Annotated in this window: 26 protein-coding genes and 1 pseudogene; 18 read left to right on the top strand and 9 right to left on the bottom strand. The window is 69.6% G+C overall.

What is annotated here, in order from left to right; translation table 11 throughout:
• The first annotated feature begins 38 nt into the window (after nucleotides 1-38).
• Entirely contained in the window at nucleotides 39-971 is a 933-nt protein-coding gene (locus NF557_RS06315) for a TIGR01777 family oxidoreductase (RefSeq protein ID WP_252622724.1), read from the top strand.
• Between the two features lie 291 nt (nucleotides 972-1,262).
• Complete coding sequence (locus NF557_RS06310) at nucleotides 1,263-2,279, top strand: hypothetical protein (RefSeq protein WP_252622722.1); 1,017 nt, start codon at nucleotides 1,263-1,265, stop codon at nucleotides 2,277-2,279.
• A 44-nt stretch (nucleotides 2,280-2,323) separates the two neighbouring features.
• Here the strand turns inward: NF557_RS06310 and NF557_RS06305 are convergent, their stop codons facing one another.
• Nucleotides 2,324-3,988 (bottom strand): serine/threonine-protein kinase, encoded by a 1,665-nt coding sequence (locus NF557_RS06305; protein ID WP_252622720.1) that lies wholly within the window; start codon nucleotides 3,986-3,988, stop codon nucleotides 2,324-2,326.
• A 100-nt stretch (nucleotides 3,989-4,088) separates the two neighbouring features.
• Between NF557_RS06305 and lipB the strand changes: the two genes are divergently transcribed.
• Genes lipB through NF557_RS06290 form a run of 3 tightly spaced genes read left to right on the top strand, consistent with a single transcriptional unit; the run spans nucleotide 4,089 to nucleotide 6,806 of the window.
• Nucleotides 4,089-4,742: a lipoyl(octanoyl) transferase LipB gene (gene lipB, locus NF557_RS06300; protein ID WP_252622718.1), complete on the top strand. Its 654-nt coding sequence runs from the start codon at nucleotides 4,089-4,091 to the stop codon at nucleotides 4,740-4,742.
• A 40-nt stretch (nucleotides 4,743-4,782) separates the two neighbouring features.
• Nucleotides 4,783-5,805 (top strand): ABC transporter ATP-binding protein, encoded by a 1,023-nt coding sequence (locus NF557_RS06295; protein WP_252622716.1) that lies wholly within the window; start codon nucleotides 4,783-4,785, stop codon nucleotides 5,803-5,805.
• Nucleotides 5,802-6,806, top strand: coding sequence for a type II secretion system protein M (locus tag NF557_RS06290; RefSeq protein WP_252622714.1), 1,005 nt, complete (start codon nucleotides 5,802-5,804; stop codon nucleotides 6,804-6,806). The genes NF557_RS06295 and NF557_RS06290 overlap by 4 nt, the downstream gene beginning before the upstream one ends.
• Before the next feature lie 100 nt (nucleotides 6,807-6,906).
• Here NF557_RS06290 and NF557_RS06285 read toward each other — a convergent pair whose 3' ends face one another.
• The 3 genes from NF557_RS06285 to NF557_RS06275 form a co-directional block, all read right to left on the bottom strand.
• Nucleotides 6,907-7,563 carry an SDR family oxidoreductase gene (locus NF557_RS06285; RefSeq protein ID WP_252622712.1) on the bottom strand — a complete coding sequence of 219 codons (657 nt, stop codon included), beginning with the start codon at nucleotides 7,561-7,563 and terminating at the stop codon, nucleotides 6,907-6,909.
• Between the two features lie 101 nt (nucleotides 7,564-7,664).
• Entirely contained in the window at nucleotides 7,665-8,654 is a 990-nt protein-coding gene (locus NF557_RS06280) for a DUF1648 domain-containing protein (RefSeq protein ID WP_252622710.1), read from the bottom strand.
• Nucleotides 8,651-9,049: a GntR family transcriptional regulator gene (locus NF557_RS06275; RefSeq protein ID WP_252622708.1), complete on the bottom strand. Its 399-nt coding sequence runs from the start codon at nucleotides 9,047-9,049 to the stop codon at nucleotides 8,651-8,653. Before NF557_RS06275 ends, NF557_RS06280 begins: the two co-directional genes overlap by 4 nt.
• Before the next feature lie 228 nt (nucleotides 9,050-9,277).
• Here NF557_RS06275 and lipA point away from each other — a divergent pair, with 228 nt between their 5' ends.
• The 4 genes from lipA to NF557_RS06255 all read left to right on the top strand — a co-directional run bounded on the left by lipA (nucleotide 9,278) and on the right by NF557_RS06255 (nucleotide 14,145).
• Nucleotides 9,278-10,303, top strand: a complete 1,026-nt coding sequence (lipA, locus tag NF557_RS06270) for a lipoyl synthase (RefSeq protein WP_252622706.1) — start codon at nucleotides 9,278-9,280, stop codon at nucleotides 10,301-10,303.
• Between the two features lie 5 nt (nucleotides 10,304-10,308).
• Nucleotides 10,309-11,094: a DUF4191 domain-containing protein gene (locus tag NF557_RS06265; protein ID WP_252622704.1), complete on the top strand. Its 786-nt coding sequence runs from the start codon at nucleotides 10,309-10,311 to the stop codon at nucleotides 11,092-11,094.
• A gap of 52 nt (nucleotides 11,095-11,146) precedes the next feature.
• Nucleotides 11,147-13,363 carry a glycosyltransferase family protein gene (locus NF557_RS06260; RefSeq protein WP_252622702.1) on the top strand — a complete coding sequence of 739 codons (2,217 nt, stop codon included), beginning with the start codon at nucleotides 11,147-11,149 and terminating at the stop codon, nucleotides 13,361-13,363.
• 137 nt (nucleotides 13,364-13,500) lie between these two features.
• Nucleotides 13,501-14,145 (top strand): hypothetical protein, encoded by a 645-nt coding sequence (locus tag NF557_RS06255; RefSeq protein WP_252622700.1) that lies wholly within the window; start codon nucleotides 13,501-13,503, stop codon nucleotides 14,143-14,145.
• A 96-nt stretch (nucleotides 14,146-14,241) separates the two neighbouring features.
• On the opposite strand, the gene NF557_RS06250 is transcribed toward NF557_RS06255, so the two are convergent.
• A complete protein-coding gene (locus NF557_RS06250; protein ID WP_252622698.1) occupies nucleotides 14,242-14,679 on the bottom strand; it encodes an RDD family protein in 438 nt (145 codons plus the stop codon).
• Between the two features lie 119 nt (nucleotides 14,680-14,798).
• On the opposite strand from NF557_RS06250, the gene glnA reads away from it, so the two are divergent.
• The 6 genes and pseudogenes from glnA to NF557_RS06220 all read left to right on the top strand — a co-directional run bounded on the left by glnA (nucleotide 14,799) and on the right by NF557_RS06220 (nucleotide 20,243).
• Complete coding sequence (gene glnA / locus NF557_RS06245) at nucleotides 14,799-16,223, top strand: type I glutamate--ammonia ligase (RefSeq protein WP_252622697.1); 1,425 nt, start codon at nucleotides 14,799-14,801, stop codon at nucleotides 16,221-16,223.
• Nucleotides 16,224-16,481: 258 nt separating this feature from the next.
• On the top strand, nucleotides 16,482-17,438 hold the full coding sequence (locus NF557_RS06240; RefSeq protein ID WP_252622695.1) for a phosphotransferase enzyme family protein: 957 nt from the start codon (nucleotides 16,482-16,484) through the stop codon (nucleotides 17,436-17,438).
• Nucleotides 17,439-17,538: 100 nt separating this feature from the next.
• A pseudogene (locus tag NF557_RS06235) lies at nucleotides 17,539-17,762 on the top strand (ubiquinone-dependent pyruvate dehydrogenase); the annotation flags it as partial.
• Between the two features lie 31 nt (nucleotides 17,763-17,793).
• A complete protein-coding gene (locus NF557_RS06230; protein ID WP_252622693.1) occupies nucleotides 17,794-18,372 on the top strand; it encodes a hypothetical protein in 579 nt (192 codons plus the stop codon).
• Between the two features lie 23 nt (nucleotides 18,373-18,395).
• Entirely contained in the window at nucleotides 18,396-19,274 is an 879-nt protein-coding gene (locus tag NF557_RS06225) for a DinB family protein (protein WP_252622691.1), read from the top strand.
• Between the two features lie 24 nt (nucleotides 19,275-19,298).
• Nucleotides 19,299-20,243: a methylenetetrahydrofolate reductase gene (locus NF557_RS06220; RefSeq protein WP_252622689.1), complete on the top strand. Its 945-nt coding sequence runs from the start codon at nucleotides 19,299-19,301 to the stop codon at nucleotides 20,241-20,243.
• Between the two features lie 47 nt (nucleotides 20,244-20,290).
• Here the strand turns inward: NF557_RS06220 and NF557_RS06215 are convergent, their stop codons facing one another.
• A complete protein-coding gene (locus NF557_RS06215; protein ID WP_252622687.1) occupies nucleotides 20,291-20,569 on the bottom strand; it encodes a hypothetical protein in 279 nt (92 codons plus the stop codon).
• Between the two features lie 86 nt (nucleotides 20,570-20,655).
• Between NF557_RS06215 and NF557_RS06210 the strand changes: the two genes are divergently transcribed.
• Nucleotides 20,656-22,092 carry a DUF1731 domain-containing protein gene (locus NF557_RS06210; RefSeq protein WP_252622685.1) on the top strand — a complete coding sequence of 479 codons (1,437 nt, stop codon included), beginning with the start codon at nucleotides 20,656-20,658 and terminating at the stop codon, nucleotides 22,090-22,092.
• 10 nt (nucleotides 22,093-22,102) lie between these two features.
• Nucleotides 22,103-22,816 carry a GNAT family N-acetyltransferase gene (locus tag NF557_RS06205; protein WP_252622683.1) on the top strand — a complete coding sequence of 238 codons (714 nt, stop codon included), beginning with the start codon at nucleotides 22,103-22,105 and terminating at the stop codon, nucleotides 22,814-22,816.
• A 52-nt stretch (nucleotides 22,817-22,868) separates the two neighbouring features.
• On the opposite strand, the gene NF557_RS06200 is transcribed toward NF557_RS06205, so the two are convergent.
• The 3 genes from NF557_RS06200 to NF557_RS06190 all read right to left on the bottom strand — a co-directional run bounded on the left by NF557_RS06200 (nucleotide 22,869) and on the right by NF557_RS06190 (nucleotide 25,013).
• Nucleotides 22,869-23,390 carry a YbhB/YbcL family Raf kinase inhibitor-like protein gene (locus NF557_RS06200; protein ID WP_252622682.1) on the bottom strand — a complete coding sequence of 174 codons (522 nt, stop codon included), beginning with the start codon at nucleotides 23,388-23,390 and terminating at the stop codon, nucleotides 22,869-22,871.
• A gap of 67 nt (nucleotides 23,391-23,457) precedes the next feature.
• Nucleotides 23,458-23,868 (bottom strand): HIT family protein, encoded by a 411-nt coding sequence (locus NF557_RS06195; RefSeq protein ID WP_252623961.1) that lies wholly within the window; start codon nucleotides 23,866-23,868, stop codon nucleotides 23,458-23,460.
• A 5-nt stretch (nucleotides 23,869-23,873) separates the two neighbouring features.
• Nucleotides 23,874-25,013 (bottom strand): baeRF3 domain-containing protein, encoded by a 1,140-nt coding sequence (locus tag NF557_RS06190; RefSeq protein ID WP_252622680.1) that lies wholly within the window; start codon nucleotides 25,011-25,013, stop codon nucleotides 23,874-23,876.
• Nucleotides 25,014-25,186: 173 nt separating this feature from the next.
• On the opposite strand from NF557_RS06190, the gene NF557_RS06185 reads away from it, so the two are divergent.
• On the top strand, nucleotides 25,187-25,519 hold the full coding sequence (locus NF557_RS06185) for a cupin domain-containing protein (RefSeq protein WP_252622678.1): 333 nt from the start codon (nucleotides 25,187-25,189) through the stop codon (nucleotides 25,517-25,519).
• Nucleotides 25,520-25,580: the final 61 nt, after the last annotated feature.

Here is a 25,580-nt window from a genome sequence, read left to right as displayed (position 1 = left end):
GCGGATCTGCGCATTCCAGACAGGAAGAGAGACCCAGCATGAGCGAGTCAGACCGGGCGGCCCACCAGGTCGCGATCCTGGGTTCGAGCGGGTTGCTCGGCTCCGCGCTGACCGAGGCGCTGACAGCGCGCGGTGACCAGGTGCTGCGCCTGGTGCGCCGCGACCCGGGTCCCGGCACCGGCGGTGTCACCGAGGCGCGCTGGGATCCCGCGCGCGGCCTGGCTGACCCCGCGGCGCTCGAGGGGGTCACGGCCGTAGTCAACCTAGCCGGGGCGGGTCTGGGTGATCGACGGTGGACGACGCGCTACAAGGACAAGCTGGTCGAGTCCCGGGTCACCAACACGGCCACGCTGAGTCGGGTGCTGGCCGGACTCGACCACCAGCCACGGTTGGTGTCCGGCTCCGCTGTCGGGGTCTATGGCAGCCGCGGCGACACCGTCCTGACCGAGACCAGCGAGCTCGGGACCGGCTTCGTGGCCGACCTGGCGCGCGACTGGGAGCACGCCACCTGGGCGGCCGAGCAGAGTGGCCTGAGCGTGGCCCACATCCGCTCCGGCATCGTCCTGAGCCCGTCCGGCGGTGGGCTGGCCCGGCTGCTGCCCCTGGTCAAGTTCGGGCTCGCGGGCAAGATGGGGTCTGGGCAGCAGTTCTGGTCCTGGATCTCGCTGCCGGACCACGTCGCGGCCATGCTGTGGGTCATCGACCATCCCGCGATCACCGGCCCTGTCAATCTCACGGCACCCCAGCCCGCGCCGCAGGCTGACGTCGTCAAGGCTCTGGCCGAGCAGCTGAACCGACCCTCGTTCGTCCCCGCGCCCTCGATCGCGCTGCGTCTGGCCCTGGGTGAGATGGCCGGAGAGATCCTGGGCAGTCAGCGGGTCCTGCCGACGGTCCTGGCCGAGAGTGGTTTTGAGTTCCGGCACCCAGACCTGACCAGTGCGGCCGCCTGGGTCACCGGAGCAGCTCGCTGACCGTCTCGTCGACACGCGGTCTCCTGGGCATGACCGACTCACCGACCTGACCGACTCGTCGGCACGCGGTCTCCTGGGCATGACCGACTCACCGACCTGACCGAATCGTGGACACGACCACCTCGTGGACACGACTGTGGCCGCGCTTCGCCCATCTGGACCCAGCTGCTGGCTAGTGTGAGAGGCATGCCCGTGGACACCGGTTCAGCCCCCTCCCCGAATCGTCGAGTCCCGCCGTGGACGGACCGCGGCTCCTCACTCGCAGCGTCCTCCGCACGCCAGAGCTGAGCCATGGCCCACATCGACTACACCGCGTTGCGGATGAAGCCGTCGCCGCGCAAGGTCGCCGCCTGGCGCGAGTCGGTGCGAGCCCACGACGAGCAGGCCGGCCTGCACGGTCCTGCCTCGCACGGACCGAGACCGCACGCCTCGTCCTGGGTCATCGTCGTGGCCAGCCTCGCGATCGCGGGTGCGGTCATCTCCCTGATCACCGGCCTGATGATCCTGCTGACCGAGCGCGACACCTTCGGCCTCCTCGCGGCAGCTGTAGTCGCGGCATTCGTCTTTGGGGGTCTCTGGGTCTATTTCCAGTGGAAGGTGCGCCAGCTGGCGGAGGGCTGGAGCGGGGCCTATCGGCTGATGGCCTTCGCAGCAGACAACGGCTTCCACGCGGTCCCGGTCGCGGGTCCTGCGGAGCTTCCCGGTCGGATATTCGGGCGCGGGCTGGACGGCAACCGCGTCCGTCACGATGTCGTGGCGTGGAACCAGAGCGGTCGGCGCTGTCAGGTCGCGACCGAGTCGTGGCACTCGGGCAACCCGGCAGACGGCGACGAGCCCGACGACGCAGGCAGCTGCCGCTATCTCGCGGTCCACATCGGCTCCTACGACCTGCCGCAGATGACGTTCTTTGCGTGGGGCATCCCTGATGAGGATCAGTCGGATGACGAGCAGACGGACGGGCCCCGCCTGGGCGATGAGCAGACGGACGCACACCGTGCGGGTGACGACCCGGGCAACCCCGGCACGCAGTCCGGGGAACCACCGAGCGAACAGGAACACGACCTCGACCCGCGGCTCGTCCTGGTCCCGGACTCTCAGGCTCTGGCCCAGACGATCTTCACCGACCGGGTGGTCAGCCTCCTGTCCGACCCCGCGCAGCCGCGGGACGCCGAGGTTGTCGAGGAGTGGTTCCTGGCCTATGACTTAACCGACACCGACCCGCTGGACGTCGCCGGGTGGGAGCGCACGTTTGCCCTGGTGGCCGCGCTGCCCGCAGCCCTCGGTGAGCCGGAGACAAAGGCTGGCTGACCGGGCCGCGTCGTCCTCGTGGGAAGACCCTGGTGAGTCGTTGCTCAGGACCACCCCCAGATGCGCCAGGCGCCGTCGCTGCGACGCAGCTCGATCTGCACGACATCGGTGCGGCCCGGGTGTGAGGTCCGTCCCGACGGCGTGACTGCTTCATAGGTCGAGCGCTCCACCCCCGCCTCGAGCACCAGCCGGTCCTCAGTGGCGTCCACGACGGTCGCCTCCTCCACCGTGAAGCGAAGTCCTTGATAGCTCACCTGGAGGTCGCTCGCCCGGGCCAGCGCCTCCACCTCCTGCTCGTAGGCCGGGGAGCCGGCCGCGTGGACCTCCGCCAGATCGGCGGGATCACCAGAACGCCAGGCCGCGGCCCGGACATCGAGCAGCTGTTGGACGGCGGTCTCCGGCTGGGCCTCGGGGTCCAACGGCCGAACTGCGCTCTCCTGAGAGTCCGAGGAGTCGGTGTCACGTGCAGACGAGCCAGGCTCGGGCACCGTCGCACTGGGGTCGGGATCAGGTTCAGGGGACGAGGGTGTGACGGCCAGCTGCTGAGCACCCGCACTGGCGGCGACCGAGTCATCCGGTGTCACGACCGAGCGGATCCACGGCACCACCAGGAACGCGACGACCGCCACCGCAACCACGCCGGACACGATGACCCCGGCGTTGCGGCGAAGGGCTTGCCCCGTGCCGCGACGATCGAGATCGCGCACGTTGCGAAGGACCTCTCGCGGCGACCGACGTGACCTCCCACTGCCGCCACGTCGTCCCGACGCCGCCTCGCGGTGCAGAGCGCGCGGGTGGGTGGCCCGGCGCGCGTCACCGGCTGCGCCAGAGATCTGCGACTCGTCGTCGGGGTCAGCATCTGGATCGGCCCGCACGTCAGCCCGGATGCGCTGGGTCAGTCCGGCTGCAGGGTCGGCCCCGGGAGCCAGCTCGATCGGCTCCGGCCTGGCCACGGCAAAGAGCGCGACGGCGAGCTCCTCCGCCTCGGGCCGATCCGACGGGTCCGCGGCGAGGCAGTTGGTGACCAGCTCCACCAGGGCCAGCGGGAGCTCTGGGCGCAGCTCGGCCAGGTCGCCGCGGGTCCCGACCCAACCCGGGACCTCCCCCACCAGGCACCGCCAGGCCAGCGCCCCCACGGCATAGATGTCCGACTCCGCCGACGGTGTGAACCCTTCCAGCACCTCCGGGGCGACCATGCCGTCCGTGCCACTCACCTGGCCGCGCCGGTCCCCCGCAATGCGCGAGGCCCCGAGGTCGGACAGCAAGGGCATGCCGTCCGAGCGGAACAGGACGTTGCCCGTGGACACATCGCCGTGCACCACGCCTGCCCGGTGCAGCTCCGCCAGTGCACTGGCTACCGGCGAGCAGACGGTCACCAGTTCGCCGGGGGTCAGGTGCTCCCGCGCCGCGAGCACGTCGCCCAGCGAGCCACCGTCCGCCAGCTCCATCGCCAGCGCAACCGCCGCCGGACGGCCACCCTCTCCGGGGACGGGCAGCACGTCAAACAGGTGGATCACATGCTGGTGCCGCATCCGCGCGAGGATGCCGGCCTCGCGCAACGCGTCGGAGACCTCCCCGGCACCGGTCGGCACGACCTTGAGCGCCACGTCGAGGTCGTCGGCAATGCGGCGCGCCCGCCACACCTGCGCACTGGCACCTGCCCCGATCCGCCCCAGCAGGTCGTAACCCGGGATCCGCAAAACGTCCATGGCCCGCACCCTGCCCGAAACCGGGCACCCGCCGCAGAAGTTGTCCACAGCCCGCGGGAGCCACGGCAGGCTGTCGGTCGGCGGGCGTAGGGTGACTGGCATGCGCATCGAGCACGTCGGCTTCGACCCTGACTACGTCGACTACCAGCAGGGGTGGGACCACCAGCGTGAGGTGCATGCCAAGGTCGTCAGCGGCGAGCTGCCTGACACGATCCTGCTGCTGGAGCACGCGGCGGTCTACACGGCCGGCAAGCGCACCGAGGACGAGGAGCGCCCCACGGACGGCACCCCGGTCATCGACGTCGACCGTGGCGGCAAGATCACCTGGCACGGGCCGGGCCAGCTGGTGGGCTATCCGATCGTGCACCTGCCCTCCCCCGTCGACGTCGTCGCGCACGTGCGCCGGCTTGAGGACCTGCTGATCGAGGTCTGCGCCGAGATGGGGGTGCACACCACCCGGGTCGAGGGCCGCAGCGGCGTCTGGGTGCTCGCGGACCACCGGGGGCCGGACCGCAAGATCGGCGCCATCGGCATCCGGGTCAGCCACGACGTCACGATGCACGGCTTCTCGTTCAACGCCGACTGCGACCTCGCCTGGGCCGACGCGATCATCCCGTGCGGGATCGTCGATGCCGGTGTCACCTCGCTCTCGATCGAGCTGGGCCGCCCCGTCACCGTGCAGGACGTGCTCCCGTTGGTCGAAGCGCGCGTGTCGCGGATCTCCACGCCGGCTCCGGTGGCCATAATCGGCTGAGTCGGCCCTCTCCTGCGGCCGCGCGACGAGGGAGTATGCCGTGGAGCTGGTGGCCGACGACGGCCTCGCCGTCGCGACGAGGGGTCTGACGAAGTCGTTCCAGGGGATCCGCGGGCGTCGCGTCGCGATCCACGGTCTGGACCTGGACGTGCCCGCCGGTGGCGTGCACGGCTTCCTGGGACCGAACGGGTCAGGCAAGACCACCACCATCCGGATGCTGCTCGGCCTGCTGCGCGCCGATGGCGGGACGATGCACATCTTTGGACAGCCTGTGCCGCAACGGCTACCGCAGGTGATCGCCCGGGTGGGCGCCATCGTGGAGAGCCCGAAGTTCTATCCGAGCTTCACCGGACGGCGCAGCCTGAGCCTGCTGGCCGACGCGATCGGCACGGATCAGCGCCGAGTTGGCGAGGTGCTGGAGGAGGTCGGGCTCGGGGACCGTGGCAACGACCGGTTCAGTGGCTACTCCCTGGGCATGAAGCAGCGCCTGGCCATCGCCGCGACCCTGCTGAAATCTCCCGACCTGCTGATCTTTGACGAGCCGACCAACGGCCTGGACCCCGCGGGGATCCGAGAGATCCGCGAGACCATGCGCAACCTCGGCACCCAGGGCCGCACCGTCCTGGTGAGCAGCCACATCCTGTCCGAGATCGAGCACATCGCCGACACCGTCTCCATCATCGGCCGCGGCCGGGTGGTGGCGCAGGGCTCGGTGGCTGGGCTGATCAACCAGGCAGGCGCCGGCAGCGTGGATGTCGGCATCAACAACCCCGAGGCTGCGGTCGCCGTGCTGCGTCAGGCCGGGATGACTGCAGAGCTCGCGGCGGACGGGTTGCGGGTGAGCGGGGTCGACCAGCCAGCCGACGTCACCCGGACGCTGGCGGCCCAGGGCCTGTATGTGAGCCGCCTGGTGCCCGTGCGTCAGGACCTCGAGTCGGTCTTCCTCCAGCTGACCCAGGACGACCAGCTCGGCACGACCTCCCCCGCCTCCGGTGGAGGCGACGTCCCACCTCCACCGGATTCACGGCATACGCCCGACCAGGATGGGGAGGTCGGCCGATGACGCGCCTGACCCGCGTCGAGCTGCGCCGCATCTTCTCGCGCAAGATCGTGCACCTGTCGGTGCTGGCGATCCTGGCCGTCTCCGTCCTGGTGTTCTGGGGGCTGTGGCAAACGGTCATGCCGTTGTCGGCCTATGAGGACCAGGCTCGTCAGCAGTTCGAGCAGATGCATGCCGACTGGGAGTCGCAGCAGGAGTTCCAGGACGAGGAGTTCATCACGCAGTGCCTGGACGAGCAGGAGGCCGAGCGGCAGAGGACGGGTGACGAGACGCTCGACTTCGGGTGTGTCTGGGAGGAGCCGACCCTGGAGAGCGTCATCGGCGGCTATGCCCCACCGCAGATGTCCGAGCTCTACTCAATGAATCTGCGCGAGGGTGCCACGCTGGTCTTCATCCTGGTCCTGCTGGGCGGCTCGACGGCCACCGCTGCGGAGCTCGCGCACCGCACACTCGGCACCTGGCTGACCTTCGAGCCTCGACGTGACCGGGTCTTTGCCAGCAAGGTGCTCGCCTCCGGCGTGGTGGCCATCCCCATCACAGCGGTCTTCCTGGCGCTACTCCTCGTCGGGATCCCGCTGATCTATCAGATCAGGGGTGTCGAGGGGTCGGTCACCGCGACGCAGTGGGCCGACCTGGCGTGGATGGGCGCCCGGATCGTGGTGCTGGCGGTCTTCCTGGGGATGGTCGGAGCAGCGGCCGGGTTGCTGATGAAGCACACCGGGGCGCTCCTGGGCATCGTGGTCGGCTATCTGCTCGTCGTGGAGAACCTGGTCCGCTCACTCTTCCCCGACTGGTCGAAGTATCTGCTCAGCCCCAACCTCATGGCCTGGGTCAACGACGGGCACGAGATGCGCAACTGGGTCTGTGAGGACAGCTTCACCGGCGAGTGCCGCGAGGTGGTCACCCGCATCTCGCTCGAGCAGGGCGCGCTCGTGGTCGGCATCGTCGGCCTGGTCGTGATCCTGGCGTCCTGGCTGGTCTTCCGGCGGCGCGACGTGAACTGAGCAGGGGGCCAGGACCCGCGCTCGTCGGAGACGTGACATTGGTGGGCGTAGGCGCACCAATGTCACGTCTCCCTCGAACGCACCCCCTGCGGTGGACCCGTCAGCCTCGCAGGGCCTCGGCGATCGGGGTGTTGCCCCCGACGAACTCATAGGTGTTGCCGACCGTCGTCTCGTCCTCAAGCACCGCAGCGATGACCGAGGCGACGTCCTCGCGCCCCACCGAGATCTCGTCAAGTGCGCGGTCGTTGTCGCGGTCGCGGGTGATCGACCCGCGGCCGGGGTCGAGGCTCAGCGCCCCCGGAGCGACGATCGTCCACTGCAGCCCAGAGGAGCGCAGGTGGGCATCGGCGGTGGCCTTGGCCTCGGCATAGGTGTGGAACGGGTTGTCGGCCGGCACCTCGTCCCTGCCCGCACCGCGATAGGAGACCATCACATAGCGGAACACGCCGGCCCGAGCCGCTGCGTCCATCGAGGCCATCGCCGCGTCCCGGTCGACAGCCTTGGTCCGCTCCGGGGCGCCGCCACCTGCTCCCGCCGACCAGACGACCGCGTCGTGCCCGCCCAGCACAGTAGCCAACGACTCGGCGTCGGTCTGCTCCACGTCGAGCACGACAGGCGTGGCGCCCGTGTCCGCGACGTCCGACTGGTGGTCGGGGTTGCGGATGAGTGAGGTCACCCGGTCCCCGCGTTCGGTGAGCTGGCGCGCCAGGTGGAGCGCGACCTTGCCGTGTCCTCCGATGATCACGATGCTGCGCATGCTTGACCTCCGTTGCGTCGATGGGGTGCGGATGCCTCCGCTCTCACCAGACCAACCGGGATCAGGGGCATCGTTGTTCCCCCACCCGCCTTCTGTGCAGGTCAGCGGCGTGTTGTGCCATCGGGGCGAGAGCCCGCCTGCAGATAGCCCAGCAGCAGCCCAGCGCCGGTGGTGGCGTCGTCGACAGTGGCCACGAACCGGCGCTTGCCGTGCGTGACCTCCAGCGCGCTCCCCTGGCGCATGACCAGGCCCAGGACGCCCGGGGTCAGCCGGATGCCGAACCCACCGAAGTCGGCCGGTGACACGTCAATGACTGCGGCATCCGTGATCTTGGACATCGGGACGTGACCGCGCGGAAGGCCAAGCGCCGAGCGCCAGGTCACGCCAGAGGAGTCCACCCGGACGGCGAAGCTCGTCGTGGCCGCGCAGGCCAGCGCAACGCCCACGACGACGAGCCACAGCCACCAGATCCCGACGGTGACGGCGGCGATGACCAGAGCCACGATGCCGGCGCCAAAGGCCAGCAACACCAGCGGCCCGGCCTGCACGCGACCAAACCAGGACGCACGCTCGTGCGGGCTGAGGGCCACCGGCGTCACCGACTCGCTGCTCTCGCGGGGCACGCCGCGGGGCACCATGAGCCCGACGGCTAGTCCCGCCACGACTGCGGCGGTGAGCGCGATAGCAAAGACCCAGGGGCTCAGGGTCACCTGGTCGGGCGAGGCGGCGCCGCGGTTGGCCAGGACGGTCGCGATGAACACGGCGGACAGCCCTACCGGCAGGGCGCCGAGGAAGCCCGCGAACCGACGCGCCTCGTCCCCGCGCCACCACTGCATCCTGGCGAACACCACGAGCAACAGCGCTGGCAGGCCGAGCCCGACCAGCAGGAACATCGTCAGCCCCAGGGCGCGCGACATCGTGTCGTCGGCCGCCCCAGACAGGTCGAAGTGGGTGGCCAACCGGTCCGGCAGGTCACCCAGGGACAGCAGTATGACGATCACCAGGGCCAGCCCACTGGCTGCGGTGACTGCGGTGGTCACGATCAGGTGGGAGCTGCGGATCTGCTGCTCTGCACCAGTTGTTGTGGTCATCGGTGGGCTCCTTTATCCAGGGCCTGGTCATCGAGGGCTTGGTCATCGAGGGCTTGGTCATCCAGGGCTTGGTGCAGCTGGGACAGCGGGATGCTGTGCCTGCGGGCCATCTTGAGCAGCTGCTCCACGGCCTCGTCGACCTCTGGGGCGACGGCTGCCTGAGGCAGGACGACCGCGCCGCGGCCGCGGCGCACGTCGATCACGCCGGCGTCCCGCAGCTCGGTGTAGGCCCGCAGCACCGTGTGCATGTTGACGTCGAGGGACTTGGCCAGGTCGCGGGCGGCCGGCAGGCGCTCCCCCTCGACGACGTCACCGGAGGTGATGGCACGCCGGAGCTCGCGCTCGATCTGGACATAGATCGGTTCGCTCGCCCGGGGGTCGATGCGGATCAGCACCAGCACAGCATATAGTTATAGTTGCTCTATAACAAGTCTCAAGGTGATCTGACAGAGTTCGGCGACTGATGAGCCCCGGTGGCCCTGACCACCGGGGCTCATCGCTGCCACCCACCGACTGGCCCGAGCCAGCGACCTCGGGCGTAGGGTGGGCTGCACGAGCCTTGGCGACGACGCGGGCAGCACCCGCCCAGCGCCGCCGGGGCACACCAGCAAGGAGTGGAACGAGTGACAGTCGCACCCGAGGGCCGCCGCATGCTGCGTGTCGAGGCCCGCAACGCGGAGACGCCGATCGAGCGCAAGCCGGAGTGGATCCGCACCACGGCCAAGATGGGCCCGGAATACCAAGAGCTCCACAGCATGGTGAAGTCGGGAGGCCTGCACACCGTCTGTCAGGAGGCCGGCTGCCCCAACATCTTCGAGTGCTGGGAGGACCGCGAGGCCACCTTCCTCATCGGCGGTGACATTTGCACCCGCCGCTGCGACTTCTGCGACATCGCCACCGGGCGCCCGCGTGCCCTCGACCTGGACGAGCCGCGCCGCGTCGCCGAGTCGGTGCAGCAGATGGGTCTGCGCTACTCCACCGTCACCGGCGTCGCCCGCGACGACCAGCCCGACGGTGCCGCGAGCCTGTATGCCGAGACGATCCGTCAGATCCACGCGCTCAACCCCAACACCGGTGTCGAGATCCTCCCTCCAGACTTCGGTGCCGTCCCGGAGCTGGTCGGTCAGGTCTTCGACGCCCGCCCGGAGGTCTTCGCGCACAACCTGGAGACGGTGCCGCGCATCTTCAAGCGGATCCGCCCGGCGTTCACCTATGACAAGTCGCTGCACGTGCTGACGATGGCGCGCGAGGCCGACCTGGTCACCAAGTCCAACCTGATCCTGGGCATGGGCGAGGAGGACCACGAGATCGAGGCGGCGCTGCACGACCTGCACGACGCGGGGTGCGACATCCTGACGATCACGCAGTATCTGCGCCCCTCCAAGCTGCACCACCCGATCGACCGGTGGGTCAAGCCGGAAGAGTTCGTGCACTGGTCCGACCTGGCCGAGGAGATCGGCTTCAAGGGCGTCATGGCTGGCCCGCTAGTCCGCTCGTCCTATCGCGCCGGTCGTCTCTATGCCCAGGCGATGCGCAAGTGGGGGCGCCCGATCCCCGAGCACCTGACACACCTGGGCGAGGCGGCGGACGACCCCGCTCGGCAGGAAGCTTCCTCGCTTCTTGCCCGGACCGCAGCCAAAGTATCCTGACAGGCATGGCCACCACCAACGACTCGACCGAGCCGAAGCGCAAGCGCCGGTTCGGCCGCAAGAACAAGCCGCCCAAGGACCCCAACAACCCGGGGCGGATGGCGCAGCTCAAGCAGGTCTGGCGGATGACCCGCAAGCACGACCCCGCCGCCATGTGGTGGATGATCCTGGCGGCACTCGTCGTGCTGCTGCTCGCCCTGCTCGTGGGGCTGTGGCTCAACATGGTCATCTATGTGCTGATCATCGGGCTGCCCCTGGCACTGCTGGCCGCCACCTTCGTGCTGGCGCGCCGGGCAGAACAGGCGGCCTTCAGTCAGATCGAGGGCCAGCCCGGGGCGAGCTCTGCGGTGCTGGGCACGTTGAAGCGCGGCTGGTTCTATGACCAGGAGCCGGTTGCGGCCGAGGCCGGAGGCAAGGTCCGTGGCATGCGGGATCTGCACAACGCCGCGATGATCTTCCGCGCCGTGGGTCGGCCCGGCGTCGTCCTGCTCGCCGAGGGACCAAAGGCCGCCGCCAAGCGCCTGAGCGAGTCCGAGCGCCGCAAGGTCGGCCGCATCGTGGGCGACGAGGTGCCGGTGCACGTGCTGCGTATCGGCAGCGACGAGGACGAGGTCCGGCTGTCCCGCATCGCCAAGACGATGAAGAAGCTGGACAAGAAGATCACGAAGGAGGAGGCGATCGTCGTGCACAAGCGGCTCAAGGCCATCAGCGCCTCCGTCAAGCCTCCGCTGCCCGCTGGTGTCGACCCGCGCAAGGCGCGGATGGACCGGCGCTCCCTGCGCGGCCGCTGAGCCGGGAGTCCCACGCAGCAGCCGTGCCGCGACGAAGGTGCCAGACTGAGGCATGCGCCGCCACGGTGCTGTCGAGGCACCCGCCCAGGTCCTGATCCTCGCCGAGCGGGCTGCTTCGCTGCGCACCGACCCGATGCTGCCCGGCACGCGGACCGGCGTCACGGTCTACGCCGCCTGCAACGAAGAGGCACCCAAGGGCTCCTTCCCCTGGCGGGTGCGTCAGGTCCGTCCCGACGCGGCCCGTCCCAACCAGGCGCTGCGCGTGGCGGCGGCCCGGGCCAGGAGCCGGTGGACCGCTCACGCTGCAGGTGTGCCCGCCGCCTGGCTGTGGGCGGTCAAACGCGACCGCTGGCTGCGCAGGAGGCTGCGGCAGGCCGACCTCGTGGTCAGCCTGGACGGGGCCACCGACGGTGTGCTGGCCCTCGTGCCCGGCCTGATCGACGAGCACCGAATCATGCCGTATGCCGAGCACGTCACCCTGCTCGACGGGCTGGCCGCCCAGGTCGAGCTGCTCGACCGGCTCCGTGAGCTGGCAGCGGCGCGGCAGGGCCAGACCGCCCCGTGTGAGACTCACGAGCGTGCCGACGTGGACGCGATCGCCGACCGGGTGGTCGCAGGCGACCTTCCCGGGGTCTTCGTGCCGGTGGATGAGCTGGCGGCCATCGGCCGTCAGCTGCCGGGAGCACTGGGCATCCGGGAGGCCGCGGACCTCACCCTCAACGTCCTGGGCCAGATCAGCGACCCCAGCACCCCCGGCGCGGGACCCAGCGGTCTGCTCGCCCAGCTGGCGACGGCCCGGCTGTGGATGTGTCCCACTGAGGAGATGCCGTCCGACGAGGAGCTCGCGAGCGCCGCCCGGGAGGCACTGCACGGCGCCGACCAGGCGCTGGGGCTCGGACACGACTCGCGAGCGCGGGCCCGACTGGCAGACGCCATGGGCGTGCTCTTCCACCGCGAACGGCACGCCGAGGCGATGAGCACCCCGCTGCTCCCCCAGCCCGCTGACCTCCTCGGGCCGCTGTGGGAGAACCTGACCTTCCAGAAGCTGGTCACCCACGTGGAGCGTGCGCAGCTCTCGCAGGAGATCCGCGACGCCAACCAGGGCATCCTCTCTCCCGGCGGGAGGCCCCAAGCCCAGGTGGCGCAGGCCGAGGGCCGGCCTGACGTGGTGGTCATTGGCGGGGTCTATGGGGAGTTCCACGAGCTGGTGGTGGCGGCCCTCGCCGAGGTGGTGGACGTGCAGTTCCACAGCCCTGAGGAGGTCTCACCCTTCCTGCTCGGACGCTGGGCCGAGCCGGTCGCGCTCGATGCCCTCGCCGTCCTGGGCGGCTGGGGCCCGGGCCACGGGGAGCCCGACCCCGACGGGACAGCGTCGATGAGCCAGGTCCTGGTCTCGTCGCTGCGCTCCCGTCTGCACGGAGCCCGCGTCGTCTTCATCGACTGGGCCGACCGGAGCACGGTCTGGGTCTCGCGCCTGCTCCCGGAGGAGGTCCGCCTCGTCGTCCGCATCCACAGCCTCGACGCCTTCGACCCGTGGTTCCAGCTGGTCGACTGGTCGGTGGTCGACGAGGTCATCGTGGTCAGCGACCCGTTGCGCCTGCTCGTGGAGCGGATGCTGACCCTCGCCGGAGCCGCGACCCCCGTCACCGTGCTGCCCAACCTGGTCCCGCTCGGTGACCTCGACCGGCCCAAGGAACCCGGTGCCCGCACGACCCTGGGGATGATCGGGTGGGGTCGCCGGGTCAAGGACCCGCTGTGGGCCCTTGACCTCCTGGCCCGCGAGCCGTCGTGGCGGCTCATCCTCATCGGACCGGACCTGGTGCCAGCGCTGTCGGAGGCCGGGAGCGCCTACAACGAGCAGGTGCGGGCGAGGCTGCAGGATCCCGACGTCGCCGAGTGCGTCGAGATCATCGGGTGGTCCGACGACGTCGCCGAGCCGCTCCGCCGGGTCGGGGTCATCCTCAGCACGAGCCGGCGCGAGTCCTGGCACCTGGGCCTGGTGGAGGGTGCCGCCTCCGGCGCGGTGCCCGTCGTGCGGGACTGGCCGGAGCTCGTCCCCGTCGGCGGTGCCCGCGCCCTCTTCCCGGACGAGTGGGTGGTGTCCGACCTCGACCAGGCAGAGGCACGGGTGCGTGCCGTCACCGAACCCAGCGTGTGGGAGGCCACCCGCCGGCGGGCGCAGGAGGAAGCGCGGCAGCGGTTCGACCCGCAGAGTGCGGCGCAACGCTATCGAGAGGTCATCCTCGGCCCCTTCCACCCGCAGTCCTGACGTCGCTGAGTCAGGGCCGGTGGTGCCTTATAGGGCATTTGCCCGATGTGCGAGGCCCCCGTCCGCTCCTACGTTGATCTGAACCAGGCGTCCCCGCCGGGGGCTCCAGCACCAGATCCCGTGTGGAAGGAATCCTCATGCAACAGACACCCACCTCAGTTCGGTCCGGGCTTCGTCGAAGCCGGTGGGCTGCCCTCATCGCGCTCTTTGCGGTTGTCAGCCTCGCCGCTCCTGCGCTGGCCGTGACAGGGATGATGGGCAACGACGCCTCTGATCGTCGCAGCACCGAGAATTGGCCCAGCGCCACCATCATCGACCGTCACCACCCGGCGCCGTTCGACGGCTACTTCACCCGTGTGGACCTCTATGTGATGGCTGCCGGCTCGCTCAACGTCGTCGTCGTTGATGCGTCTGACACGGTCACCTGGATCAGTGACCCGATCACCACCACCGGGCCCGGCGCGGTCACTTTGCAACTTCTCGAACCGGTAGGTGTCACCGCCGGGTCGAATCTGGGTGTTTATGCAGACGGTGCCTCGATCCTGGCCACTGGCTCCGGCACCGTCAACGCTATGTTCGAAAACGCCTACTCAGGCCTGCCCACAGTGGGCGAACGGCTGGACTACTACACCACCGGACGACCACGAATGCTGTCCATCGGTGCCGAGATCACCGCCACCTCGAAAGACATCTGCAAGAAAGGTGGCTGGGAAGGCTACGGCTACAAGAACCAGGGCCAGTGCATCGCCAGCGTCGTCGCCAACAAGAACAGCGGCCACTGAAACCCCACCCACAGCGGACGTGACACTGGTGTGTTCCCGCGCACCAATGTCACGTCCCCCGACCACGGCCATGCGGGGACGGGATTTGCGACAACCTCAGCGCGAGCGCAGGATGACCGTGCCCGCAGCGCGGTCGTGCAGGCCCCGCCCGTGCCGGTCGGGGATCAGGGCCGGGATCACCAGGCACAGCAGGACGGTGCGGATCAGGGCCGCCCCGAGTCCCGGCATACTCGGCTCGCCCGCCCGCAGCCACTCCACCCGGTGCACCTGCAGACCGAGCAACCGATGACCCAGCGTGGTGCCCAGCAGCCCCACGAGCAGGACGTTCTCGATCGCGAAGAGGGCGAGCGGGAGCAATGAGTTCACCCCGTGCAGCTGGCCCCACGGCACGCCCAGGATCATGTGCGCGATCGCGCTGCAGGCCATCCAGTCGACGAAGATCGCGACCAGGCGGCGGGGGAAGGTTCCCACCGACCCGCGCCCGTGCTCGGGGAGTCCGAGGCCCGCTCCCGGATAGGCTGTGTCGGTGGTCACCCCAGCAGGGTAACCCGCGAAACACGAGCGAAACATCTTCGGTCACCGCCGGAAACAGGTCTGTCCTAGGCTCGCTCCTGGAAGCGGGGACGTGACCCGCGCGTCGACCAGGAGGATTGATGTTCACCACTGCAGAGGAGGTCCTCGCCTTCATCAAGGACGAGGACGTAAAGTTCGTTGACATCCGGTTCTGTGACCTGCCAGGTGTGATGCAGCACTTCAACGTGCCCGCCGACACCTTTGACGAGGACGCCTTCGCGGCCGGTCAGATGTTTGACGGATCATCAATCCGCGGCTTCAAGTCGATCCACGAGTCGGACATGAAGCTGATCCCTGACCCGCGCACCGCCTATCTCGACCCCTTCCGGACCGAGAAGACGCTGATCATGAACTTCGCGATCGTCGACCCGTTCACCGACGAGCCCTATGAGCGCGACCCGCGTCAGATCGCGGCCAAGGCCGAGGAGTACCTCCGCTCCACCGGCATCGCGGACACCGCCTTCTTCGGTGCCGAGGCCGAGTTCTATGTCTTCGACGACGTGCGCTTCTCCACCGGCCCGTCCGGCGGTTATTACCACATCGACTCCATCGAGGCGGCGTGGAACACCGGCCGTGCGGAGGAGGGTGGCAACCGCGGTTACAAGACCCGCGTCAAGGGTGGCTACTTCCCCGTGCCGCCGGTTGACCACTTCGCCGACATGCGCGACCGGATGTGCCTGGAGATGGCCCAGGTCGGGCTGGTGGTCGAGCGCTCCCACCACGAGGTCGGCAACGCGGGCCAGCAGGAGATCAACTACCGCTTCAACACGCTGCTGCACTCCGGCGACGACCTGATGAAGTTCAAGTACGTCATCAAGAACAGCGCCTGGGCAGCCGGCAAGACCGCGACCTTCATGCCCAAGCCGCTGTTCGGCGACAACGGGTCGGGCATGCACACGCACCAGTCGCTCTGGAAGGACGGCGAGCCGCTCTTCTATGACGAGAGCGGCTATGGCGGTCTGTCCGACATCGCGCGGTGGTATATCGGCGGCCTCCTCTCGCACGGCCCCTCGCTGCTGGCCTTCACCAACCCGTCGATGAACTCCTACCACCGCCTGGTGCCCGGCTTCGAGGCCCCCATCAACCTGGTCTATTCGGCGCGCAACCGCTCCGCCTGCGTGCGCATCCCGATCACGGGCGACTCCCCCAAGGCCAAGCGCGTGGAGTATCGCGTGCCGGACCCCTCGGCCAACCCCTATCTGTGCTTCGCGGCGCAGCTGATGGCCGGGCTGGACGGGATCCGCAACCGCATCGAGCCGCCGGACCCGGTCGACAAGGACCTCTATGAGCTGCCGCCGGAGGAGCTCGAGGGCATCGCCCAGCTGCCGACCTCGCTCGACGCGGTGCTGGAGGCGCTCGAGGAGGACCACGACTACCTCACCGAGGGCGATGTCTTCACGGAGGACCTGATCGCGGCGTGGGTCGACTACAAGCGCAAGAACGAGATCGACCCGATCCGGCTGCGGCCGCACCCGCACGAGTTTGAGATGTATTTCGACCTGTGACGAAGGGCGTCTAGCGGGCGGGACCGAGTGAGGGACGAACTCGGTCCCGCCCGTAGCCCGAGGAAGAGGTCGCGAAGGGTTCGACCTGTGACGAAGGGCGTCTAGCGGCCGATCGGTGTGAAGGATGCATACACCTGTAGCGATCCTTCACACGAACGAACTGCCGCGCGAGGGTGAAGGATGCATGCGCTCCGCAACAGGTGCCGCGGGGCCGTTAACCGGTTGGGCCGCGACCGGAGACGATTTAGGGTCGGGTCCGTGAGCAACGACGACGCACCGACGCTGACCGAACTCGCCCAGGCCTTCGGTCTGGCCCAGCTGCACCCGGACTCACTGACCCGCTTCGCCCGGGTCCACCGCGGCCGCACCGCGGACGGGGTGGACGCCGTGGTCAAGGTTGCTGGGAGCCGCGCGGACAGCGTGAGCGCGATGGCGCGCTGGCAGCGGGACCTGGCGGCTGGTGGGGTTCCTGTGGTAGCCGCACTGGATCTGGCCGTGCAGAACCCCCAACAGGTGGGAGAGGACTGGTGGGTGGTCTATCCCTTCCTGAGTGGGGCTGCCTACGCTGGCACACCGGAGCAGATCGAGACCGCCGGAGAGCTGCTGGGGATGATCCACGCTTCCGACTCCGCGACCGAGGGGATGCGCGACTACGAGTGGCCCGACACCCCGCACGAGGAGGTGTTGGCTGACCTGGAGACGCTCGAGGGCGTCCTTTCCGCTCAGGGCGACCCCGAGGCCCTCGCGGCGGTGCGGGACCTCGCGGGCCGGTGGTGGGAGAACAAGGAAGCGCTGGAGGCGCGAGATGCTGACCTGCCGCGGTGTGGCCTGTCCAGCGACTACAAGGCCAACAACCTCATCTGGACCGCTCTGGTCCCAACCTTGGTGGACCCGGACAACGGCGGGCGGGAGCCGCGCCTGTTCGAGCTCGCCTTCGTCGCGACGCTGTTCCACAACGAGTGCGACGACGCTCCGGCCCGACTGCTGAACCAGCAGGAGTGGTCCCTCTTCCTTACCGGCTACGGCCGGCACGTCCAGCTCACCTCCGCGGAGCTGGAGTTGTGGCCGCTGGTGCTGGATCACATCCTGTGGGAGGAGGGGACCTGGGTGCTGGAGGACAACGACGACCGCGCGTGGGCCGACCCGCGTCAGCGTGGCTACCTGTTGGATCTCGCACGCGCCACCGTCGACCGCTTCCCCCTGCCACCAGCCTGAGGCCTGATCTCCATACTGATGAACTTGCGTCTAGCGGGCGAGAGGCGTGAAGGATGCATCCACCTGTAGCGATTCTTCACATGAACCGTCCGTGTCCCGCACGCGCCCGCGGGTGGTCCCGGCCGACGACGAGCTCCCGGCAGCAGCGGAGTTGCTCAACGACAGCGAGCGGGTGACCATCCTGGCCGGCGTCGGCGTCGAGGGGGCCCACGCCGACGTCCTCACCCTGACATGCTCGGCGCCCCCATCGTGCATTCGCTGCGCGGCAAGCAGTTCATCGAGCACGGCAACCCGTTCGACGTCGCCATGACCGGGCTGCTCGGCCACTGTCGGTGCCGTCTGGCACAGTGCACGGGTGCCCAGTTCCTCCGCCGACGACCGTGAGCCGGAGCAGGCTGCCGTCGTCGACGCAGCCCATGTCGTCGACGCAGCCCATGTCGTCGACGCAGCCCATGTCGTCGACGCAGCCCATGTCGTCGACGCAGCCCACGCCGCAATCGCGCGTGCGTCCGCGCGTGAAGTGGCCGTGCACGAGGCCTACGACCGGGCCCGCAACGTGCTGCGCGCCCGCGAGCGACGCCGCGCCCTGGTGCCACCGACGCGCGAGATGTTCAGCACTCCCGGCGGCCTGGACGCCTATGCCGCTCGATCGATGCCAGCCTGGGCCTGGGGCGTTCCCGTGGCGCGGCGCGGCCACCTGCTGGCGGTCATCAGCCCGACAGCCGGTGCCATCACTCCCGTGATCCGGCAGAATTTGGCCAGGCACCCGGTCGTGGTCGCCTCGCTCGAGGAGCAGGAGCGGATCCGCCGGGTGAGCGACCCGCGGCAACGGTTCATCATCCTGTCGGTGCGGGTGCCCGAGCCCTCGCACGAGGAGATCGTCGACTTCGCTCGCCGCAACCCAACCCCTGGCGTCGTCCGCCTCCCTTCCTGACCAACCCACGCGAGGAGATCACCATGGCAACCTTCGACCGCTCCGACGACCTGCGTGGCGCGCAGTTCGAGGGAGCAGACCTCAGCGAGGCCCGGTTCTCGGCCACCAGACTGCAGCAGGCCAGGTTCGTCAACAGCACGCTGCGCGGAGCCAGCTTCGTCGGGTCGGACCTGTCCGGTGTCGTCGTGCGTGGCGGTGACGTGCAGGGCGCTGAGATCGAGTCGCCCTGGCTCTTTGACGGCGACGACCCCCTGCTGGTCAACGGCGTCAACGTCATCCCGCTCGTCGACGCCGAGCTCAACCGCCGCTTCCCGGGGCGCGCCGAGCGAGGAGCCACCGAGCCCGAGGGCCTGCGGACAGCCTGGGCGGCGCTCGAGTCCACCTGGGCGAGCGCCGTCGATCGGGTCGCCGCCATGCCAGAGGGCACCACCGACGTCTCCGTGGCCGGCGAGTGGTCGTTCGCGCAGACGCTGCGGCACCTGGTGATGGCCATCGACACCTGGCTGGGTCGCGCGATCCTGAGGCAGGAGCAGCCCTACCACCCGATCGGCCAGCCCAACGACGACTACGCGGCCGACGGCCACGACCTGGCGGTCTTCGCGACCCGAGCGCCGGCATACTCCGAGGTCCTGGAGGTCTTTGGCGCGAAGATGACCGCGGTGCGCAACTTCCTGGCTGCGGTCACCCGCGACGAGCTGGCGGCGACCCGTCAGAACCCGTGGGCCCCGGACCATGCCGAGACAGTCCTGTCCTGCCTGCACACGATCCTCGACGAGTCGTGGGAGCACTACCGCTATGCCCTGCGGGACCTGGATGCGATCGAGGCGGGACGCAGCGTCGGCACACCCGCAGCTGACCCACCTGGCGTGACCGGGCTGACCGGCGCACCCGACGCCACGTAGCCTGAGCCCGAAGGAGGTCAGTCCATGACACAACCGGCCACTGCTGCAACCGGATTCGGCGCTCGGCTCGCTGACCGCACCCGCCCGCTGCGGTTCTACAGCATCACGCCCCCGCGGGAGTCGACTCCGCGCGAGGACCTCTCCCGGGTCGGCCGCCTCACGGTGGAGCGCCTGGCGCCGCTGGGTCTGGACGCGCTGATCCTCTATGACATCCAGGACGAGTGCGACCGCACGCAAGAGGCCCGGCCCTTCCCCTACCTGGCGACGGTGGACGCGGGGCACTTCCGCGACGAGCACCTTGCCGACTGGGACCGCCCCGTCGTGGTCTATCGCTCGGTCGGCAAATATGAACCGGCCACCCTCAAGAGCTGGCTCGCGGAGCAGGACCCAGATCAGGTGGCGACGGTGCTGGTCGGCGCGTCCTCACGGCACACCCCCGTCCGCACGACCCTGAACGAGGCCCTGTCACTGTGGCGGGACGCCGGCGGTGCTCCCCCGATGGGTGGCGTGACCATCCCGGAGCGACACGCTCAGCGGGCCGACGAGCACGAGCGGATGCTGCGCAAGCAGGAGTCCGGGTGCTCGTTCTTCGTGACCCAGGTGATCTATGACCTGACGGCCGCCAAGGACCTGGTGTCGGACTATGCCTATGCCTGCCGCGAGCGCGGGATCGAGCCGGCGCCGCTGGTCTTCACCCTCTCGGTGTGCGGGTCGCTGAAGACCCTCGAGTTCCTGCAGTGGCTCGGAGTGCACGTCCCGCGCTGGCTGCAGAACCAGCTCGTCCACTCGCAGGACCCCCTGGCTGACTCCTATGAGCAGTGCGCGCGGATGGCCAGCGAGCTCGCCGCCTTCTGTCGACAGCTGGACGTGCCGTTCGGCTTCAACGTCGAGAGCGTCTCGGTCCGTCGCATCGAGATCGAGGAGTCGGTGCGCCTCGCGGCCTATATCGGCGAGATCCTGGCGGACTAAACTACGGACCGCGCGATGTCAGCTCGCGGTTGAGTCACCCGGTCGAGTCACCCGGTCGAGTCACTCAACGGAGGCTCGGGTCGACGCAGCCCCATGCCGCCGATCACCAGGTTGAGCACGCCCAGCCCGAGCATCAACCAGTCCAGGATGCCGCGGTCGTCGGCCATCACCCCCATGACGCCGAGCACGACCAGGACGGCGCCGACCGCCAGGTAGATCCAGGACTGACGCTTGTTGTTCCTCACCTGCCTGGCCCGGCGCTCGATCTCCTCGGCCGCGGGCTCATGCGTGGGCTCGGACGGTTGTGGGCTCCCGTGCTCGGTCATCTGTCCACCTCGAACTCGAACTGACGACCTCCGTGCTGGCGGCCGTGTCTCCAGCCTGCCACGTCCGCTCGTGATTGGCTGGGACCATGGCCTGGCAACGCACCACCGACCACTATTTCGCCCTCCCTGCGGACGCGTTGTGGGCGATCGTCGGCGACCCGACCCGGTGGCCGGCCTGGAGCGGCGCCATCCGCTCCTTCATCCTGGAACCACCCAGCTCGACGTATGCCGACACGCACCGCTCCGCGCACTCACCCCAGGCGTCGGTCGGGCAAAAGGGCCACTACCTCCCGGCCCGCGGATGGGCCGCCGCGCTGCACGGTCGCACCGCCCCGGCGCTGCGCATCACGCAGGTCGAGCCGGGACGCGCCCTGGCCCTGGAGCAGCCGGCACCGGGTGGCGCAACCCGCATCCGCTGGCAGCTGAGCGGGCACCCTGACGGAGGGACGACGCTGCAGCAGCAGGTCACGGTGACCGGCCCGATGACCCCGGCCGTCGTAGCCATCGTCGCCTCGGACATCGTTGCGGACTGGCGCGCGTCCGTCACCCGGCTCTATCAGATGATCCGCCCCGAGCCGGACCGCAGCCTGCTCAAGGTGGTCATCGCCGGTGGTTCGGGCACGCTCGGGCGCTCGCTGGCCGCCGACCTGACCACGCGTGGGCACGACGTCGTGCTCCTCACCCGCAGCGTCGACCTCGATCTGCCGCACCGTCAGCGCACTTGGGACGGCGCCACCATCGGCGCGTGGGCCGACGAGCTCGCCCAGGACCCGGGCAACACCGCCGTCGTCAACCTGGCCGGACGACTGGTCGACGCACGGCCCTCCGAGGCAAACATCACCGACCTGCGCGAGTCCCGGGTCAAGCCCACGCGCGCGCTGGTCGAGGCCAGCCAGGCCCTCGAGACGCCGCTGGCCCGCTGGGTCCAGGGCTCGACGACCGCGATCTATTCGGACGCCGGCGAGACCGAGGTCACCGAGTCCAGTCCGCTGCCCACCGGCAGTGCCGCCCTGCCCCAGATGACTGGCGTGGCCGCGCCCTGGGAGGCGGCCGTTGAGGGAGCTCACAGCGACCACCTGACGATCCTGCGGACCTCCATCGTGCTCGAGTCCGGCTCCCCCGCCTTCGACCGGCTGGCGGGCCTGACCCGGGCAGGTCTCGGGGGCCGCGTCGGGTCGGGCCGGCAGTGGTTCAGCTGGATCCACATCGACGACTGGCTCACGCTCGTGCGGGCCACCCTCGGTCTGCAGGCGGGCGTCGACCTGCCTGACGGCATACTGATCGCCGCCGCACCCCACCCTGTGCGCAACGCCGAGCTGATGACCCTGCTGCGCCAGCACCTGCATCGCCCACCTGCTCCCCCGACGCCGAGCGCCCTGGTCCGGGTCGGCAGCGTGACCCTGCGCACCGACCCTGCCCTGGGGCTGACCGGGCGGTATGCGACCTCGGAGCTGACGACGGACGCGGGCTTTGAGTTCACGCACCCCACCCTTGACGGTGCCCTGCGTGACCTGACGTCCTAGGCTCAAAGTTGTGCGCACCGCTACTGAACTGACCGTCGCCCGTGCCTGGACCCAGCTCCTCAAGCTCGAGGACGGTGCCCTGGCCGACCTGACTCCTGGACGGATCACGCGCCGGGACCCCAAGGCCAGGGCCGTCACCTTCGTGCGCCTGCTGAGTCACGGCGTCATCGTCGGCCCGCAGTGGGCGATCGACCGGGCCGCTGACCGCTCCGACGATGAGCTCGCCGAGCTGCAGGTCCTGCAGGAGCTGACGGCCGATCACGACAGCCGCCCGCTCGGCGCCGCGACGCTGTCCTTCACCGACGTCTCGATCGACGGGCTGCCCGAGGCTGTGACCGCCGACGACGACGCGACGGTGGCAACCCTCGAGGGCCGGTGCCCGCCAGAAGACGTCGAGGAGGTGGGCCTGGCTGGTATGCCGACCCGCTGGGTCGTGCTCGGATCGTCACCTGAGGCGCCCAGGGAGAAGGCGCCGGCGGCTGCGGCGGGTTTCGTCGTCTGGGCTGACGTGCTCGCCCACCTCGGGGTGCTCACGGCACCAGACCAGCGCCGTCAGGGCCAGGGCACCGTGGCGGCCGGGCTGGCCATCAACGCCGCCCTCGCCGCCGGGCTGCTCCCGCAGTGGCGGTCCCGCGCCGACAACGAGGCCTCGCAGCAGCTCGCCCGACGGCTCGGTTTCCAGCCGCTGGGCAGCCAGACGACCGTGCACATCGACCGGCGCTGACGAGAACCCCGGCCTGAGTGGCCCGGGGGCGACCCTGGCCGGTCGCGGGCGCTCAGGCCTGACAGGTCCCGTGGATGATGGCGCGGCCAAGAGTCTTGAAGGCCAGGTTGAACGAGACGACCGCCGGCGAGGCGTCCGCGTCGACGCCCAGGGACTCCTGGCCCACCGCGTGCACCACGAAGTAGTAGCGATGCACCTGGTCACCCTCGGGCGGCGCAGCACCGGCGAACCCGGCGGTGCCACCGTCGTTGCGCACGTGGAAGGCGTTGCCCGGAAGCTCGCCCGCGGCGGCACCGGTGTCCAGCGAGGTGACGTCGGCGGGCAGGTCCACCAGCACCCAGTGCCAATAGCCCGACGGTGTCGGTGCGTCCGGGTCGAAACAGGTGACGACGAAGGACTTGGTGCCCTCGGGCACATCGGACCAGCTCAGCTGCGGCGAGGTGTCACCGTGCGCGGCCACCTGGTCGTCTTTCAGCGGCTGGCCGTCCGTGACGTCGGTGCTGGTGACCGTGAAGGACGGCACGGCCGGCAGGAGATCGTAGGGATTGGGCGTGACAGGTCGGTCCAGGCTCATGACACGAGGTCTATCAAACTCCACCGATGCCCGCAGCCCGGGGTCATCGGCAGGCCCCAAGAATGGGTCAGAGGGCCGCCCGCAGACGGTCGGCGTAGTCGCGCATCTCGCCCTCGGCATACTTCGTGCGCGGCCAGAAGAACCCGCGCAACCCGTCGCCCTTGGTGCGGGGCACGACGTGCACGTGCAGGTGCGGCACCGACTGGCTGACGGTGTTGTTCATCGCCACGAACGAACCGGTCGCGTCCAGTGCGTCCCGGACGGCGCCGGCCAGCAGCCGGGCCGCGGCAAAGACCGGTTTGAGCAGGTCATCAGGCAGGTCGGTGAGGGTCTCGACGTGCTCGCGAGGCACCACCAACACGTGCCCCTTGAAGACGGGCCGCCGGTCCAGGAACGCGACGACGTCGTCGGTGCTCAGCACGATCTGCGCGGGCTCCTCCCCGCGCACCACCGCACAGAAGTCGCAGCCGTCGACCATCACCTCTAGTAGCGCACCACGGCCGCTGCCGGCACCTCGCCCGGCAGCTGGTCGAGCACCCTGATCGCACCGCCGGCGCGGAACGTGGCTCGCGCGGCGGACGCGACCAGGCCATAGCTGTCGCCCTCGTCCACGCGCACGACCGGCTGCCCACCGTCGGGTGCGGCCAACGCGGTCTCGAGCGGCAGCAGCAGGGTGTCGACACGTCCGTCCTGGGCAGCGCGGCGGGTCTCCTCGACGCCGAACACGCCGCTGCCACGGGCGAACTGCTCGTGGAGCCGGTCCACGAGCGCTGAGTTCTCCTGGTTGAGCCGCTCCTCCACCACCGGCCAGACAGCCAGGCGGATGTCGTCGGCCGCCAGGTCATCCGGGTTCCGCTCGATCGCCTGGTCCAGCAGGTGCGGGTAGGTGTTGATCTCGCGATAGACCGCGACCCACTCGGGCAGACCGGCCAGGATCAGCGGGATCGTCCGTCCGGCAAGGTGGTCCGCGACGCCACGAGCCACCTCCCGGAGGTATTCGACGACGTCCTCCTTGTGCACGTTGTCGACCGAGCTGTTGCCGTAGTAGACCGCCTCGCCGCCCCCGCCGCGACCGATGCCAGCGGGGCGTCCCACCGTCTCGGACTGCTGCGGGTCCTCGCGGGTCATGACGTCCTCGAAGGCTTTGGGGACCGAGGGCACGTCGAGCTCGCTGATCTGGTCGCGGCTGCCGCGCAGCACGCGCACGTTGCGCTGGCTGAGGGTGAGCACGACATAGTTGCGGTCCGTGAGCAGGGGCAGCACGGGGGTCAGCACGAACCCGTCCCCGATCGTGCCCAGCTCAGGCAGGTCGAGCGGCACCCGATAGGTCGCGTGCCAACCCGGCCGCAGGAACATGGCCAGGCCGTCGGCCAGATAGCTCCACGCCATACCGTCACTGTGCAGGTCCCACGCCGGAGCCATCAGCTCCGCGATCTCGCTCCGGCTGTGCCCGTCCTCGGCGAGAGAGCTCTCGATGCCGTTGAGCAGGTTCTTCCAGCGGAGACGGTCACCATCAGCGTCTCGGGCGTTGCTGTTGCGGTGCGTGGGCACAAAGGCCGACACCCGGGGCCCCCCACCGTCCCCCACCAGTTCCTCAAACTCGGCACGGGTCATCAGATCCATCGAATCCTCCAGAGGCTCGGCGTCCTTCTGAGGCTACGCCGTCGAGCCCCTTCCGCGCATCCGCTGGCTCCGCGTCACATCCTGCATCCACGCCGTCGGGCCGCCCACGGAACGCACCGGGCCGTCCACGGAACGCACCAGGCCCGCAAGTGACCGGTTGGTAGGGTGCGCCCATGGAGTCAACCTCTCTCACCGTCGCCGTCGAGGAGCACCTCGCCAAGGCACGCGCGAGCAGCAGCGGACGCGCCGCCTCGACGCTGCACGGCGGGCACCAGCACGACCTGCGCCAGACGCTCATCGCGCTGGTCGAGGGCAACTCGCTCAACGAGCACGAGTCGCCCGATGAGGCGACCCTCCAGGTGTTGCACGGCCAGGTCCGGCTCAGGGCAGGCGACGAGTCGTGGGAGGGCGGCGAGGGCGACTACCTGGTGATCCCGCCGGCACGCCACGACCTCACCGCCCTCAGCGACGCCGCTGTTTTGCTGACCGTCGCGACCCGCGCCTAGCTGAACGACGGGGCGCTCGCGTGGCGGACGGTCCGGGCCGCTCGACAGACTAAACTCCCCT

Source organism: Ornithinimicrobium cryptoxanthini, from assembly GCF_023923205.1.
Lineage (GTDB): Bacteria > Actinomycetota > Actinomycetes > Actinomycetales > Dermatophilaceae > Ornithinicoccus > Ornithinicoccus cryptoxanthini.
The sequence above is the reverse complement of the archived record's forward strand: the minus strand, read 5'-3'. Positions and strand labels throughout refer to the sequence as shown.

Bases quoted from the DNA above. Each gene is read 5' to 3' on its own strand.
- NF557_RS06315 (WP_252622724.1), top strand. From the start codon at position 39: ATGAGCGAGTCAGACCGGGCGGCCCACCAGGTCGCGATCCTGGGTTCG.
- NF557_RS06310 (WP_252622722.1), top strand. From the start codon at position 1,263: ATGGCCCACATCGACTACACCGCGTTGCGGATGAAGCCGTCGCCGCGC.
- NF557_RS06305 (WP_252622720.1), bottom strand. From the start codon at position 3,988: ATGGACGTTTTGCGGATCCCGGGTTACGACCTGCTGGGGCGGATCGGG.
- lipB (WP_252622718.1), top strand. From the start codon at position 4,089: ATGCGCATCGAGCACGTCGGCTTCGACCCTGACTACGTCGACTACCAG.
- NF557_RS06290 (WP_252622714.1), top strand. From the start codon at position 5,802: ATGACGCGCCTGACCCGCGTCGAGCTGCGCCGCATCTTCTCGCGCAAG.
- NF557_RS06285 (WP_252622712.1), bottom strand. From the start codon at position 7,563: ATGCGCAGCATCGTGATCATCGGAGGACACGGCAAGGTCGCGCTCCAC.
- NF557_RS06280 (WP_252622710.1), bottom strand. From the start codon at position 8,654: ATGACCACAACAACTGGTGCAGAGCAGCAGATCCGCAGCTCCCACCTG.
- NF557_RS06265 (WP_252622704.1), top strand. From the start codon at position 10,309: ATGGCCACCACCAACGACTCGACCGAGCCGAAGCGCAAGCGCCGGTTC.
- NF557_RS06260 (WP_252622702.1), top strand. From the start codon at position 11,147: ATGCGCCGCCACGGTGCTGTCGAGGCACCCGCCCAGGTCCTGATCCTC.
- NF557_RS06255 (WP_252622700.1), top strand. From the start codon at position 13,501: ATGCAACAGACACCCACCTCAGTTCGGTCCGGGCTTCGTCGAAGCCGG.
- glnA (WP_252622697.1), top strand. From the start codon at position 14,799: ATGTTCACCACTGCAGAGGAGGTCCTCGCCTTCATCAAGGACGAGGAC.
- NF557_RS06225 (WP_252622691.1), top strand. From the start codon at position 18,396: ATGGCAACCTTCGACCGCTCCGACGACCTGCGTGGCGCGCAGTTCGAG.
- NF557_RS06220 (WP_252622689.1), top strand. From the start codon at position 19,299: ATGACACAACCGGCCACTGCTGCAACCGGATTCGGCGCTCGGCTCGCT.
- NF557_RS06215 (WP_252622687.1), bottom strand. From the start codon at position 20,569: ATGACCGAGCACGGGAGCCCACAACCGTCCGAGCCCACGCATGAGCCC.
- NF557_RS06210 (WP_252622685.1), top strand. From the start codon at position 20,656: ATGGCCTGGCAACGCACCACCGACCACTATTTCGCCCTCCCTGCGGAC.
- NF557_RS06200 (WP_252622682.1), bottom strand. From the start codon at position 23,390: ATGAGCCTGGACCGACCTGTCACGCCCAATCCCTACGATCTCCTGCCG.
- NF557_RS06195 (WP_252623961.1), bottom strand. From the start codon at position 23,868: ATGGTCGACGGCTGCGACTTCTGTGCGGTGGTGCGCGGGGAGGAGCCC.
- NF557_RS06190 (WP_252622680.1), bottom strand. From the start codon at position 25,013: ATGGATCTGATGACCCGTGCCGAGTTTGAGGAACTGGTGGGGGACGGT.
- NF557_RS06185 (WP_252622678.1), top strand. From the start codon at position 25,187: ATGGAGTCAACCTCTCTCACCGTCGCCGTCGAGGAGCACCTCGCCAAG.